This is a genomic window from Sphingomonas sp. KRR8 (assembly GCF_023559245.1).
Taxonomy (GTDB): domain Bacteria; phylum Pseudomonadota; class Alphaproteobacteria; order Sphingomonadales; family Sphingomonadaceae; genus Sphingomicrobium.
Genome location: NZ_CP097462.1, coordinates 1,289,450 through 1,302,390, shown reverse-complemented (window position 1 = coordinate 1,302,390; position 12,941 = coordinate 1,289,450). Strand labels below are relative to the sequence as shown.

Genomic DNA, 12,941 nt, shown 5'->3' with positions numbered 1-12,941 from the left:
TTGCGGGACGCTGTCGTCGCTCACCCCGCCGCCGAGCAGCACTCCGACGGACTGCCTCTACCACGGCGCTACTGGTCGGCGGCGGCCATCTGGCTGGCGCTGGCGATGGCGGTGCTCGACGGATCCATCGCCAACGTCGCGCTTCCTACCATCGCACGGCAGATCGGCGCTACGCCGGCGACGTCGGTGTGGGTGGTCAACGCCTATCAGCTGACGATCACCATGCTGCTGCTGCCGCTGGCGGCGCTGGGTGACGCGATCGGCTACCGGAAGGTGTATCTTCCGGGACTGGTGCTGTTCACGATCGGCTCGTTCGGCTGCGCCATGGCGCATGGGCTGAGCGGCCTGATCGCTGCCCGGGTGTTCCAGGGTGTGGGCGCGGCGTGCATCATGAGCATGAATGCGGCGCTGGTCCGGGCGACCTATCCGACGAAGATGCTGGGACGGGGCATCGGCTATAATGCGATGGTGCTGTCGGCCTCGGCCGCCGCCGGCCCGACGCTGGCGGCCTTCATCCTGGAAGTCGCGAATTGGCCGTGGCTGTTCCTGATCAACCTTCCGATCGGTGTGGCTGCGGTGATCGTGGGGCTGAAGGCGCTGCCCAGCGCCGGCGGGCAGGGGCGGCGGCCGGACTGGGTATCGGCGCTGCTGAGCGCGGCCATGATGGGCGGCGTGGTGTTCGGCGCCGAGATGCTGGCGCGGACCGGAAGCATGAGCGGCCTGGCGATGATCGCGGGCGGGATCGTCGCGGGCGCGTGCCTGGTGCGGCGCGAGTGGGGAGACCCGGCGCCGCTGTTCCCGGTCGATTTGCTGCGCAACCGGATCTTCGGGATGTCCATCGCCACATCGACGGTCAGTTTCGCGGCGCAGATGCTGGCTTATGTCACGCTGCCTTTCATGTTTCAGATGGTGCTTGGGCGCAGCGCGTTCGAGACCGGATTGCTGATGACCCCCTGGCCGCTGGCGCTGGGCGTGGTGGCGCCGATTGCCGGACGATTGTCCGACAAGGTGCGCGCGGGATTGCTCGGCGGGATCGGGCTTGCCGTCTTTGCCGCCGGGCTGTTCAGCCTGTCACGGCTGGGAACGCACCCGGCCACATGGGACATCGCCTGGCGAATGGCGCTGTGTGGGGCAGGGTTCGGGCTATTCCAGTCGCCCAACAACCGCACCATCGTCAGCGCGGCACCGCGTGAGCGATCGGGCGCCGCCGGTGGAATGCTGGCGACGGCGCGATTGCTTGGGCAGACCACGGGTGCGGTGGCGGTCGGGGCGGCCTTTCACCTGTCGGGCGTGGGGGCCGGGCCCGGGCTGTTGCTTGCGGCAAGCATGGCCGCGCTGGTCGCGGCCGGGCTCAGCCTGCTGCGGTTGAGGGCGCCACGGACACCACATCGGCTGCCGGAGGCGGCGCTGGATTGAGGTGCTTGCAATGGCCCAGAACGGGACATTTCCGGGCTTAGGCTTGACTCCTCTGATTGCAATCAAAGTTAATTTCGTGTTAATCCTCGTGAACGGCTTTCCGTTAGTCGTTCACTAAAAGGGGTTCGCCCATGTCGAAGTCGCTCCTCCGCGTCGCGCTCGGTGCATCAGCGCTTGCCTTGTTCAGCACGCCAGCGATGGCCGCGGACCAGTCGTTCACCGGAACGCTGTCCGATCCTAACCAGGTGTTGTTGTTCAATTTCACGGTTGGCAGCCCGTCCAACGTCACGCTTCGGACCTGGTCCTACGCCGGCGGGGTGAATGCGGCCGGCGCCACCATCGCACGCGGTGGCTTCGACCCCATCCTGGCGCTGTTCGACTCAACCGGGGCGATCATCAATCAGAACGACGATGGCGGAAGCAACGTCGCCGCCGACGCCGTTACCGGTCAGCGTTACGACACCTTCCTTACCGCGCTGCTCAATCCGGGTACGTACACCGTCTCGGTGATGGCCTTCTCAAACTTCGCGACCGGGCCGAACCTTTCGAACGGGTTCAGCGGGGGCGGAAGCTTCACGGACGTCACCGGCAACCGGCGCACCAACGCCTGGGCGTTCGATGTGCTGAACGTCGCCTCCGTAACGCAGGTCGGCGGTGCGGTGCCGGAGCCGGGCACCTGGGCGCTGATGCTGATCGGCTTCGGCGCCGTTGGCTGGTCAATGCGCCACCGGCGTACTGCGAAGGCCGTTCAGCGGCTCGCCTGAACCGATATTAAAGGAGTCTTGAGGCAGCCTCCCGGAAGGAGGCTGCCTCTTTCTTTTACACGGTCGGTGATCCGCTGCCGGCTGCATTGCCGTTCGCTCGAAGCACGGGCATGGCGAGGTCATGCATCACGCGGTGAGCCATTGGGTCGAGCAATATGGGGTGCTCGGCGTGTTCCTGGCAGCCTTCATCGAGGGCGAGATCGGCGTGGTGGTCGGGGGCGCGATGGCGCACCTGGGCAAGCTCAATCCGCTGTACGTGGTGCTTGCGGCGTGGAGCGCCGCGGTGCTGTCCGCGCAATTCTTCTTCGTGGCCGGACGTTCGCAGCGCGAGGCTAGATGGGTGCACAAGGTCACCGACAAGCGTGCGTTCGCGCTGGCCATCAGGTGGATCGACCAGCATCCGACCCTGTTCTGCATCGGCTACCGTTTCATCTACGGAATGCGGGTGGTGGGACCGGTTGCGATCAGCCTCAGCCAAATGCCGGCCCGGCTCTTCCTCGCCTACAACCTGTGCACCGCCTTCCTCTGGGCGTGCATCGGCGCGGGACTGGGCTGGTGGTTCGGACCGGAGCTCGCGCATCTGGTCCGCCGCTGGTTTACCTGGCAGCGGTTCGGCATCGCCAGCGTGGTCGCACTCGCCGTGTTCGTCGGCGTGATCGCCTGGCGCGCGCGGCGTGAGGGCCAGCGCCGGGCGGAGGCGCTCGGCCTTGACGATGTAATGGACTAGCTCGTCACGGACGAACGACGGTGAGCCGGGTGACCTGACGCACCGAACGGGCAGCCCGGATGTCGCCGCCCACGATCAGGCGCAGGGGCCCGGCCGTGGAGTCGAGCGGCTGGCCGTTGCAGTTGCTGGCGAGGACGGCCTCGGCCTTGCCCAGTGAGCCGTCGAGCTCACCCAGGCTGAACAGCACGCGATAGCCGTCGCGGGCGACGACCAAGATGCCAGTGGCGAGCGCGGCGCCGCGGAGAGCCTCGCCTTGCGGCAAGCCGGCGCGGGTCAGCAGGGCCGGCAGGGGCACCCCGGTGCAGCGCACGGACTTGCCATGGTCGGTGCGGCTTACGGTTGTCTGCGGCAGTTTGGCCAAGGCAGCGGAGTCGAGCACGAGCGGCGTTCGGCCGGGGCCATCGATGGTCAGCACCGGTGCGGCGGGGGTCCCTGCGGCGAGGAGCAGGGCGAGGATCATCTGGTCGGAGCCGGGCAGGTCACCGCGCCCTTCGAGATGGTGCAGGGTATGTACCGGTCCTTGGCGGCATCGAGCCGGCTGACGGAGACGGGAAGGCGAGTGACCCGGAAGCGGTCGCGCACGGTCTCGACCTCGTCATCGCCGCCGCACTTATAGTCGTGGACCTCGCGAACGGTGATGTCGAAGCGGCGCGAACTGGTCTTCTCGGGCGTGATCGACAGGCAGACAAGCGGCGTGGTGGGGTCGATCCGCTTCATCGCGTCACTGACCAGTGCGACCGCCCGGCCCTGTGTCACCGGGGCGGCTGTGGCCAGGAACAAGGCAAGGATCATCATGCGACGCGGGCCCGGCGGATATAGTCGTCAACGTTGAGGGCGAGCACGTCCATCGGCACGTTGCCGCCGAGCACCACGGCGTCGTCGAAGTCGCGCAGGTCGTAGCGAGCGCCCAGCGCCGCCTTTGCCTTGTCGCGCTGGCGGTTGATCTCCTGATGCCCGACTTCATAGCCGCAGGCCTGGCCGGGCCAGCTGCAATAGCGGTCGACTTCACTGGCCACCTCGAGCGGATTGGAGCCGTTGCGCTCGACGAAGAACTGGACGCCTTGGCTTCGGGTCCAGCGCTTGGCGTGGATGCCGCTGTCGACCACCAGCCGGCAGGCGCGGAAGGCAATGGACTGCAGGTAGCCCAGGCGGCCGACCGCGAAATTGTCGTAGACGCCCAGCTCGTCGGCCAGCTGCTCGGCATAAAGCGCCCAGCCTTCGGAGTAAGCGTTGAAGGCGAGCAGGGTGCGGATCAGCGGCAGCGAGAAGGTGTATTCGCCCTGCCAGACGTGGCCGGGGATCGCCTCGTGGTGAGCGAGGTCGGGCAGGCTGTACTTGCTGTGCAGCTCGGTGGTTCGGAGGTTGATCCAGAACTTGCCCGGGATCTTGCCGTCGGGTGAGCCGGGACCGCCATAGGCCCCGGGTGCGCCGGGCTCTTCCTCGGGCGGGAGGCGCTTCACCTCGAGGTTGCCCTTCACCAAAGTGCGGAAGGCGCGGGGCAGCTGGGCCCGGATGATCCTCAGCCGCTCCTGAATGAAGGCCATGATCTCGGCGCGGCCGGGGTCGCCTTCGGCAAATTTGTAGGCTGGGTCCTTGGCCAATGCCTGCATCCGCTGGCCGACGGTGCCTTGCGTATAGCCGAGCTGACGCAGGATCGGGTCCATCCGCCCGTGGAGCGTATCGAGCGTGTGAAGGCCGAGCTGGTGGATCTCCTCGGGGCTGAGGCTGGTCGTGGTGCTCGCGCGGAGGGCGTAGGCGTAATAGGCTTCCCCATGCGGGCGCGACCAGATGCCGGCGACGTCGGTGGCGCGGGGACGCTGGCGCTGGAACTCGTCGATCTGGCGGGTGAGGGCGGGCGCGACCTGGTTCACCGCGATGGCGCGGGCGCGGCGGTCCCAGTCGCCGGGGATGTTCTTCTCGCGGGTACGGTTGACGAGGCTGCTGACCAGCCCGCCCCCTTTTGCCGCATCGTCGCGGCTGCGCGTCAGCTGGGCGAGCGTCTTGTCGATGAGGAAGCCGGGCGGGACCAGGCCCTTGGCGGCGGCGGCCTTCATTCGGCCGAGCTCGCCGTCCAGTTGCGCCGGATATTCCGCCAGGCGGGCGAGATAGGCTTCGGCGTCGGGCGCGGTTTCGACCAGGTGGTCGGTGTCGAGGAACTTGGGCGTGTCGAGGTAGGCGCCGACGTTCTGGATCACGACGTAGGGCGTATTGCGGTAGCCGCCGACGGCGACGTCGCCATAGGGGAGCGCATAGCCCTGAAGGCCGGTGCGATAGGCGCTCTTGATGACCTCCAGCGTGGTGCGGGTGGAATGGGTGAGCTGTGACAGGTCGTAGCCGCTAACCTGCGCAAGGTCGCTGCGGATGGTGGCGGCGAAGCGGTCCTGGCCGGCCTGGCTGCGGTCGGAGAGGCGGCGGCGCAAGGGTGCGTAGGCGCCCTTGTCCACGTTGTTGCTGGTGGCCGACTCCGGGGTGAGTGCGAGCAGATGGTCGGTGACGGTCTGGATCAGGCGCTTGGCGCCGGCCTCGTCGAGCGGGCGCTTGGCCACGACCTTGGCGGGAACGGCGACGGCAGGAGCGGCGGCGGTTGCGGCAAGCGCGCCGAGGGTTTGGCGGCGGGTGAGAGGGGACAAGGTCAAGCGATACTCCTGGCGAAAATCAGGCGGGCGGCAGGCTGCGCTCGATTTCCACGCGCAGGCAGTTGCCGTCAACGCCGGTGATGCGGACCTGGTCGCCAGCGGCAGCGGGGCCACCCCGCGCGCTCCATTCGCTGTCACCGACGCGAACCCGGCCGTGGCTCGCATCGATGGGTGAGGTGGCGGTGACGACCCGGCCGATCAGCCGCGCGCCTCGATCGTTGAGCAGCGGGTCGGGACTGTTCACCGCCTGGTTGGCGTAGACCTTGCGGCCGATCAGCACCGCCACCGCGGTGTAGAGGGCGAAGAGGGCGAGGGCGGGCGCTAGGCCGAGGCCGAACAGCAGCACGAACACGCCCGTGATCATCGCCGCCGCACCGATGAACAGCAGGAACACGCCGGGCGCGATCAGCTCCGCCATCAGCAGCAGCAGGCCGCCGATCAGCCACAGCCAGCCCGGCGCGATACCGTCGATCATGACGGCCTAGCCCTCGATGCGCGGGCTGGCGGGGACGCCTGACGGCGGCGGACCCCGTTCGGCGCGCAGCTCGGTCCGGGGCGGCGGGGTGGGGGCGGTCGGCTTTCCCTCACCGCTGAAGACTTCCTTGGCAAGCTCCCCGATGCCGCCGAGCGTTCCGATCAGCTGGGTCGCCTCGATCGGGAAGAGGATGGTCTTGGCGTTGGGCGAGGTGGCGAACTGGCCGATCGCCTCGACGTACTTCTGGGCGATGAAATAGTTGATCGCCTGGCCGCTGCCGGCCTCGATTGCGTCGCTGACCGCCTTGGTGGCTGAGGCCTCGGCCTGGGCGGCGCGTTCGCGGGCTTCGGCTTCGCGAAAGGCAGCTTCCTTCAGGCCCTCGGCCTGGAGGATCTTGGCCTGCTTCTCACCCTCGGCGCGCAGGATCTCCGACTGGCGCAGGCCCTCGCTCTCGAGGATGTTCGCGCGCTTTTCACGCTCGGCCTTCATCTGGCGGGTCATGGCGTTGACGATGTCGGACGGCGGGCGGATGTCCTTGAGCTCGACGCGCGTGATCTTGACGCCCCAGGCCTCGGTCGCGTGATCGACGACCTGGAGCAGGCGGACGTTGATCTCGTCACGCTTGGACAGGGTCTCGTCGAGGTCCATCGAACCCATCACCGTGCGCAGGTTGGTGGTCGAAAGGGCCATGATCGCGGTGTAGAGGTCGGACACTTCATACGCGGCCTTGGCCGGGTCGAGCACCTGGAAGAAGACGACGCCGTCCACCGCCACCATGGCGTTGTCCTTGGTGATGATCTCCTGCCCCGGGATGTCGAGCACCTGCTCCATCATGTTGATGCGGCGGCCGACGCGGTAGAAGAAGGCGGGCATGAAGTTGAACCCGGGTTCTGCCACGCGGACGAACTTGCCGAAATGTTCGATGGTGAAGCGGTAGCCCTGGTGAACGATCTTGATGCTCATCATCGCATAGAGCACCACCAGCAAGGCCAGCGCGGCAAGGAAGGTCGTCAGCATGGAATCCCCCAATTCATTGTCGCGGCATCATGCCCTTGGGCTGGCTTCAAGCGAAGGGAAATCGGCGTGAGCGTGAATCTGTTCGGCAGGAGGTCGGCGCTGTTCCTTCCGGCGAGCAATTCACGGGCGATTGCGAAGGCGCGCGAGGCTGGAGCGGACCTGGTGATCCTGGACCTGGAGGACGCGGTGAAGCCGGCGGACAAGGACAGCGCACGGGCCGCGGCGGTGGTGGCAGTGGCGGAAGCCTGGCCTTGCCCGGTGGCCATCCGGGTCAACGGGTTCGCGAGCGATTGGCACGGCGTCGATGTCGAGGCGGTGGCGGGCTCTGCCTGCGATTTCGTGGTGGTGCCGCGGGTCGACGGCGCCGCCGTGATCGAAGAGGTGCTGACGGTCACGGGCAAGCCGGTGGCAGCGATGGTCGAGACGGCACTGGGCGTGCAGCGCGCGGCCGACATCGCGGAAGCGGCGGCGGCCCTGATCGCTGGGACGAACGACCTCGCCAACGACCTGCGGCTGCCCGAGGGCGAGCGGCGGCCGGCCTTGCAGACGGCGCTGCAGATGGTCGTGCTGGCAGCGCGCGCGGCCGGAAAGCCGTGCTTCGACGGTGTTTATAACCGGCTGGAGGATGCAGACGGATTCGCGGCCGAGGCGGCAGAAGGACGTCGGTGGGGTTTCGATGGCAAGACCCTGATCCATCCCAATCAGGTCGCCGCGTGCCATGCCGCTTTCGCGCCTTCTGCAAACGAAGTGGCGCGGGCCGAACGGCTGGTCGCGGCAGCACAGGGTGGCGCGCAACGGTTCGAAGGCGAGATGATCGAACGGATGCATGTCGAGGCGGCGGAACGGCTGCTGGGGCGGTAGAGGCTTGCCGAATCGGCTCTCTCCGGCCAAAGGCGCGCATGGCCGACCTCCTCTCATCTCCTGACATTCCGCTGGGCCTGACGTTCGATGACGTCCTGCTCCAGCCTCTCGCTTCCAGTGTCCTGCCGAGCCAGGCGGATACCTCCACGTTCCTGACCCGCGACATCCGGCTCAACATCCCCGTGCTGTCGAGCGCGATGGATACGGTGACCGAAGCCGACATGGCCATCGCCATGGCGCAGCTGGGCGGAATCGGCGTGCTCCACCGCAATCTGGATGTCGAGGCGCAGGCCGCCGCGGTGCGGCAGGTGAAGCGGTTCGAAAGCGGGATGGTGGTCAATCCGATCACCATGACCCCCGACCAGACGCTGGCCGAGGCGCTCGAGCTGATGCGGGTCAACAAGATCAGCGGCATTCCTATCGTGGAGCGGTCAGGCAAGCTGTGCGGCATCCTGACCAACCGCGACGTGCGCTTTGCCGAGAACCCGAAGCAGCCGGTGTCCGAGCTGATGACCCGCGACAATCTGGCGACCGTCCGCGAGGGCACCAGCCAGGAGGAGGCGCGGCGCCTGCTGCACCAGCGGCGAATTGAGAAGCTGCTGGTGGTGGATGACGGCGAGCATTGCGTCGGCCTGATCACGGTCAAGGATATCGAGAAGGCGGTTGCGACCCCCAACGCCACCAAGGACGCCGAGGGCCGCCTACGCGTCGCGGCGGCGAGCACGGTTGGCGACAAGGGCTATGAGCGTAGCGCGGCGCTGATCGACGCGGGCGTCGACTGCATCGTGATCGACACCGCGCACGGTCACAACGTCGACGTGGCGGCAGCGGTCGGGCGGGTGAAGAGCCTGTCTAACCGGGTGCAGGTGATCGCTGGCAATGTCGCCACCTCCGCGGCGACCAAGGCGCTGATCGATGCGGGCGCGGATGCGGTGAAGGTCGGTATCGGTCCGGGATCGATCTGCACCACGCGGATCGTGGCCGGGGTCGGGGTTCCGCAGCTGACCGCCGTGATGAGCGCGGCGGCGGCGGCGCGCGACGCCGGCGTGCCGGTGATTGCGGACGGGGGCATTCGGACCAGCGGCGACATGGCCAAGGCACTGGCGGCGGGCGCATCGACAGTGATGGTCGGATCGTTGCTGGCGGGGACGGAGGAAGCGCCGGGCGAGGTGTTCCTCTACCAGGGACGCGCCTACAAGAGCTATCGCGGGATGGGCAGCGTCGGCGCGATGGCCCGCGGCTCGGCAGACCGTTACTTCCAGCAGGACATCAAGGACCAGATGAAGCTGGTGCCCGAGGGGATCGAAGGACAGGTGCCGTTCAAGGGTTCGGTCAGCGCCATCGTCCACCAGCTGGTCGGCGGCGTGAAAGCGGCGATGGGCTATACCGGCTCGACCACCATTCCCGACTTGCAGGAGCGGGCCCAGTTCGTCCGGATCACCAATGCAGGGTTGAGCGAAAGCCATGTGCATGACGTGGCGATCACCCGGGAAGCGCCGAATTATCCGGCGCGCTAGCCAGTGACTCCCCCGGCGCGCGCCCAGGCCGCGATCGAGATCATTGATCAGGTCATCGCATCGGCGCGCGACAACGGTCCGCCGGCCGACGTGCTGGTCACGGCTTACTTCAAGATACGTCGCTATGCCGGGTCGAAAGACCGGCGGACGGTGCGGGAGCTGGTGTTCCAGGCGATCCGCCATGCGGCCGATCCTCCGGTGAATGGGCGGTCGGCGCTGCTGGCGGTCGCTCCGGAGTTGTTCGACGGCTCAGGACATGGGCCCGCGGCGGCGACAGAGGGTGAAGCGGCCGCGGCGGCCGGAGTCGTGCCCGCGTGGCTGCTTCCCGAACTGTCGGCGCTGGTCGAGGTGGACGGGCGGCTGGTGGAGCGAGCGCCGCTCGACCTCCGGGCCAAGCCGCCGCGTGAAGCGGTGCTGGCGGAACTGGCGGACGCAGTCGTTAGTCCGCTCAGCCCGTGGGGGCTGCGCCTGCCGACGGACGCGAACGTCACGGGGTTGCCGGCATTCACCGAAGGCCGGCTCGAAGTGCAGGATGAGGGCAGCCAGCTGGTCGCGCTTGCCGCGCTGCCCGAAGCGGGGTCGCTGGTCGTGGACCTTTGCGCGGGTGCGGGTGGCAAGAGTCTGGCGATTGCCGCTGCCCAGCCGGGGGCGCGGATCGTCGCCTGCGACGTGAGCCGGGCGCGACTGGCGCCGCTGGCGGCGCGGGCCGAGCGGGCCGGTGCCACGATCGAGACGCGGCTACTGAATACACCGCGCGAGGCCGAGGGCCTGAGCGACCTCGCCGGCCGGGCCGACGTGGTGCTGGTTGACGCGCCCTGCTCGGGATCGGGCACGTGGCGGCGCAACCCGGAGGGGCGCTGGCGGCTCAACCCCGAGCGGCTGGATCGGTTGACCGAATTGCAGGCGCGGGTGCTGGACCTGGCGGCGCCGCTGGTGAAACCGGGCGGAACCCTGGTCTATGCCGTCTGCTCCCTGTTGCGCCGAGAGGGTGCGGGCCAGGCAGCGGACTTCCTCAGCCGTCATTCAGGGTTTCAAGCGGAGGATACAGGCTTGGCCGCCGGGCGTTTGGACGGGGTGGGAAAACTTCTCACGCCGGGACATGACGGGACCGACGGCTTTTTCATCGCGCGGTTCCGGTCTAAGCGATGACCCGGGCCGAGTGGCTGGAGATTGTGATGCGAGTGACGCCGATTCTTGGGGCAGTGGGGTTGATGGCGGCGCTGATGGCCAGTTCGGGCCAGAGCCAGACGCCGGACAATCAGTTGAACCCGACCTCGGTGCAGCTGCTCCGGCAGGGTGAGGCGGCGCTTGCGGCAGGCAATTTCCAGGCCGCCGACGATGCGCTGGAAACCGCGCTCGCCGTTGATCCGCGCAACCGCCCGGCCTTTGTCGCGCTGGCCAAGGTGGCGACCCGGCAGAAGCTCTACGGACAAGCGATCCGTTACACCAACAAGGCGCTGCTGCTCGAGCCGACCGACCGCGATGCGATCGCAGTGCAGGGCGAAGCGATGGTCGAGATGGGCGCGACCGCGCGGGCGCAGCAGAATCTCGCCAAGTTGAAGCAGCTATGCGGCACTGGCGCGTGCCCGCAGGCGACCCAGCTGTCGATGGTCATCGCGCGCGGACCGGCGGTCGCGCAGAAGACCACACCGGCACCGACTACCAAGCAGAATTAAGCCGACAGCGCTTTCGCGAGCGCGACAAACTCGGGCACGCTCACGGTTTCGGCGCGGCGTTCCGCGGCGATGCCGAGCCTGGCGAGGGCGTCCAAAGCGTTCGGCACGGCCTTTAAGCTCTGGCGGAGCATCTTGCGCCGCTGGCCGAAGGCGGCGGCAGTAAGCTGTTCCAGCACCTGCGGGTCGACACCTTCCGGCTGCGGCGCGGGAACGATGTGAACGACGGCCGAGGCGACCTTGGGCGGCGGCGTGAAGGCCGAGCGGTGGACCGGCAGGGCCAACCGGGGCGTTGCGCGCCATTGGGCGGCGATGGCGAGGCGGCCGTAATGGTCACCGTCGGTGGGGGCGACGATCCGTTCGGCGACTTCCCGCTGGAACATGAGTGTGAGGCTTCGCCACCAGGGCGGCCAGGGTCCGCCCAGCCAGCGCAGCAGGAGCGCGGTGCCGACATTGTATGGCAGGTTGGAGACGATGTGCGCACCGTCGCCGACGATCGCCCGCTCGTCGATCTTCAGGGCGTCGTCCTCGATCACCGTCAGGTGCTCCGGGAAGGCGTCGCCCAGTTCGGCGAGGGCGGGAAGGCACCGGCGGTCGCGTTCGACGGCGATGACGTGCGCGCCTGCTTCGAGCAGCGCGGCGGTCAGGCCACCGGGACCAGGGCCGACCTCATAGACGGTCTGGCCTTCCAGCGGACCAGGGATGGCGGCAATCCGGGCGAGGAGCTGGCGATCCAGGATGAAGTTCTGGCCAAGCGCCTTGGAGGCGCTGAGGCCGTGACGGGCGATGACTTCGCGGAGCGGCGGCAGGCTCACGCGGCGGAGGCGGCCCGGCGGGCGGCGCTGCTCGCGGCCAGGCGGATGGCCGCGGCCATGGCGCGAGGGTCGGCCCGGTCCTCGCCGGCGATGTCGAAGGCGGTACCGTGATCGGGCGCCGTCCGGACGATCGGCAGGCCCAAGGTGACGTTCACGCCTTCTTCGAAGTGCAGCGCCTTCAACGGGATGAGCGCCTGGTCATGGTACATGCACAGCGCGGCGTCGTAGCGTCCACGGGCGGCGGCGTGGAACATGGTGTCGGCCGGGTGGGGGCCCGTGACGTCCCAGCCTTCGGCGCGAAGGGCCTCGATCGCCGGCTGGATTACCTCGATCTCCTCGGTGCCGAGCGCACCGCCTTCACCCGCATGCGGGTTGAAGCCGGCAACGGCGAGGCGCGGTTCCGGAATGCCGAAGTTGCGCTGGAGGCCGCGCAGGGTGGCGCGGCCACGCGCCTCGATCAACGCGGCTGTCAGCCGGTCTGCGACCTCCCGCAGGGAAAGGTGGGTGGTGACCGGAACGGTTCGGAGCGTCGGGCCGGCAAGCATCATCGCGACATTGCCGGGCGCCACGCCGCAGCGCTCGGCGACGAATTCGGTCTGCCCCGGATGGGAAAAGCCGATGGCGTAAAGCTGCTGCTTGCTGACCGGGCCGGTGACGACGCCCGATACCGATCCCGAACGGGCGAGGCCGACCGCTATCTCGAGGCTGTCGAGCGAGCAGTGGGCGCCGGCGGTGGTCGGGCAGCCGGGAACACTCGAACCCGAGGCGGGCACCGGGATCAACGGCAGGCCACGATGGAAGACCTCGGCGGCGAGGCGCGGCTCGTCAATGATCGCCAGCTCGCCGTCCCAAACCTGCGCAAGGCTGCGCGGATCGCCGACGGCGACGAATGGCGGAAGGCCGAAGGACACCCGCTGGTCCCAGCATTTGGCGACCACTTCGGGCCCAATCCCGGCGGGATCACCTAGCGAGACGGACAACGGCGGTAGGGACGGGGCCATCGGAAGACGACTAGCGGCTGGGCCGAGGTACGTCACCCC

General features: G+C 68.2%; 14 protein-coding genes. 7 read left to right on the top strand and 7 right to left on the bottom strand.

Annotation, left to right across the window (positions count from 1 at the left end; translation table 11 throughout):
• The 3 genes from M8312_RS06520 (at nt 1) to M8312_RS06510 (ending at nt 2,907) form a co-directional block, all read left to right on the top strand.
• Nucleotides 1-1,416, top strand: a complete 1,416-nt coding sequence (locus M8312_RS06520) for an MFS transporter (protein ID WP_250119562.1) — start codon at nt 1-3, stop codon at nt 1,414-1,416.
• 131 nt (nt 1,417-1,547) lie between these two features.
• On the top strand, nt 1,548-2,180 hold the full coding sequence (locus M8312_RS06515; RefSeq protein WP_250119561.1) for a DVUA0089 family protein: 633 nt from the start codon (nt 1,548-1,550) through the stop codon (nt 2,178-2,180).
• Between the two features lie 121 nt (nt 2,181-2,301).
• On the top strand, nt 2,302-2,907 hold the full coding sequence (locus M8312_RS06510) for a DedA family protein (protein ID WP_250119560.1): 606 nt from the start codon (nt 2,302-2,304) through the stop codon (nt 2,905-2,907).
• 4 nt (nt 2,908-2,911) lie between these two features.
• Here the strand turns inward: M8312_RS06510 and M8312_RS06505 are convergent, their stop codons facing one another.
• From M8312_RS06505 to M8312_RS06485, 5 genes are read right to left on the bottom strand one after another with little or no spacing between them, the layout of a single operon-like run.
• The gene (locus tag M8312_RS06505; RefSeq protein WP_250119559.1) at nt 2,912-3,367 is read right to left on the bottom strand and encodes a molybdopterin-dependent oxidoreductase; all 456 of its coding nucleotides are present in this window, start codon (nt 3,365-3,367) and stop codon (nt 2,912-2,914) included.
• Complete coding sequence (locus tag M8312_RS06500) at nt 3,364-3,702, bottom strand: hypothetical protein (protein ID WP_250119558.1); 339 nt, start codon at nt 3,700-3,702, stop codon at nt 3,364-3,366. Before M8312_RS06500 ends, M8312_RS06505 begins: the two co-directional genes overlap by 4 nt.
• Complete coding sequence (locus M8312_RS06495) at nt 3,699-5,543, bottom strand: DUF885 domain-containing protein (RefSeq protein ID WP_250119557.1); 1,845 nt, start codon at nt 5,541-5,543, stop codon at nt 3,699-3,701. Before M8312_RS06495 ends, M8312_RS06500 begins: the two co-directional genes overlap by 4 nt.
• Before the next feature lie 19 nt (nt 5,544-5,562).
• Nucleotides 5,563-6,018: an NfeD family protein gene (locus tag M8312_RS06490; protein WP_250119556.1), complete on the bottom strand. Its 456-nt coding sequence runs from the start codon at nt 6,016-6,018 to the stop codon at nt 5,563-5,565.
• Between the two features lie 6 nt (nt 6,019-6,024).
• On the bottom strand, nt 6,025-7,035 hold the full coding sequence (locus M8312_RS06485) for an SPFH domain-containing protein (protein ID WP_250119555.1): 1,011 nt from the start codon (nt 7,033-7,035) through the stop codon (nt 6,025-6,027).
• Between the two features lie 72 nt (nt 7,036-7,107).
• On the opposite strand from M8312_RS06485, the gene M8312_RS06480 reads away from it, so the two are divergent.
• Genes M8312_RS06480 through M8312_RS06465 form a run of 4 tightly spaced genes read left to right on the top strand, consistent with a single transcriptional unit; the run spans nt 7,108 to nt 11,089 of the window.
• Complete coding sequence (locus tag M8312_RS06480; RefSeq protein ID WP_502957454.1) at nt 7,108-7,896, top strand: HpcH/HpaI aldolase/citrate lyase family protein; 789 nt, start codon at nt 7,108-7,110, stop codon at nt 7,894-7,896.
• A gap of 38 nt (nt 7,897-7,934) precedes the next feature.
• Nucleotides 7,935-9,413 carry an IMP dehydrogenase gene (gene guaB, locus M8312_RS06475; protein WP_250119553.1) on the top strand — a complete coding sequence of 493 codons (1,479 nt, stop codon included), beginning with the start codon at nt 7,935-7,937 and terminating at the stop codon, nt 9,411-9,413.
• A 3-nt stretch (nt 9,414-9,416) separates the two neighbouring features.
• Nucleotides 9,417-10,562: an RsmB/NOP family class I SAM-dependent RNA methyltransferase gene (locus M8312_RS06470; protein ID WP_250119552.1), complete on the top strand. Its 1,146-nt coding sequence runs from the start codon at nt 9,417-9,419 to the stop codon at nt 10,560-10,562.
• Complete coding sequence (locus tag M8312_RS06465) at nt 10,559-11,089, top strand: tetratricopeptide repeat protein (RefSeq protein ID WP_250119551.1); 531 nt, start codon at nt 10,559-10,561, stop codon at nt 11,087-11,089. Before M8312_RS06470 ends, M8312_RS06465 begins: the two co-directional genes overlap by 4 nt.
• Here M8312_RS06465 and rsmA read toward each other — a convergent pair.
• The gene (rsmA, locus tag M8312_RS06460; protein ID WP_250119550.1) at nt 11,086-11,901 is read right to left on the bottom strand and encodes a 16S rRNA (adenine(1518)-N(6)/adenine(1519)-N(6))-dimethyltransferase RsmA; all 816 of its coding nucleotides are present in this window, start codon (nt 11,899-11,901) and stop codon (nt 11,086-11,088) included. The two genes, M8312_RS06465 and rsmA, sit on opposite strands and share 4 nt — an antisense overlap.
• The gene (pdxA, locus tag M8312_RS06455; RefSeq protein WP_250119549.1) at nt 11,898-12,902 is read right to left on the bottom strand and encodes a 4-hydroxythreonine-4-phosphate dehydrogenase PdxA; all 1,005 of its coding nucleotides are present in this window, start codon (nt 12,900-12,902) and stop codon (nt 11,898-11,900) included. Before pdxA ends, rsmA begins: the two co-directional genes overlap by 4 nt.
• Nucleotides 12,903-12,941 lie beyond the last annotated feature (39 nt).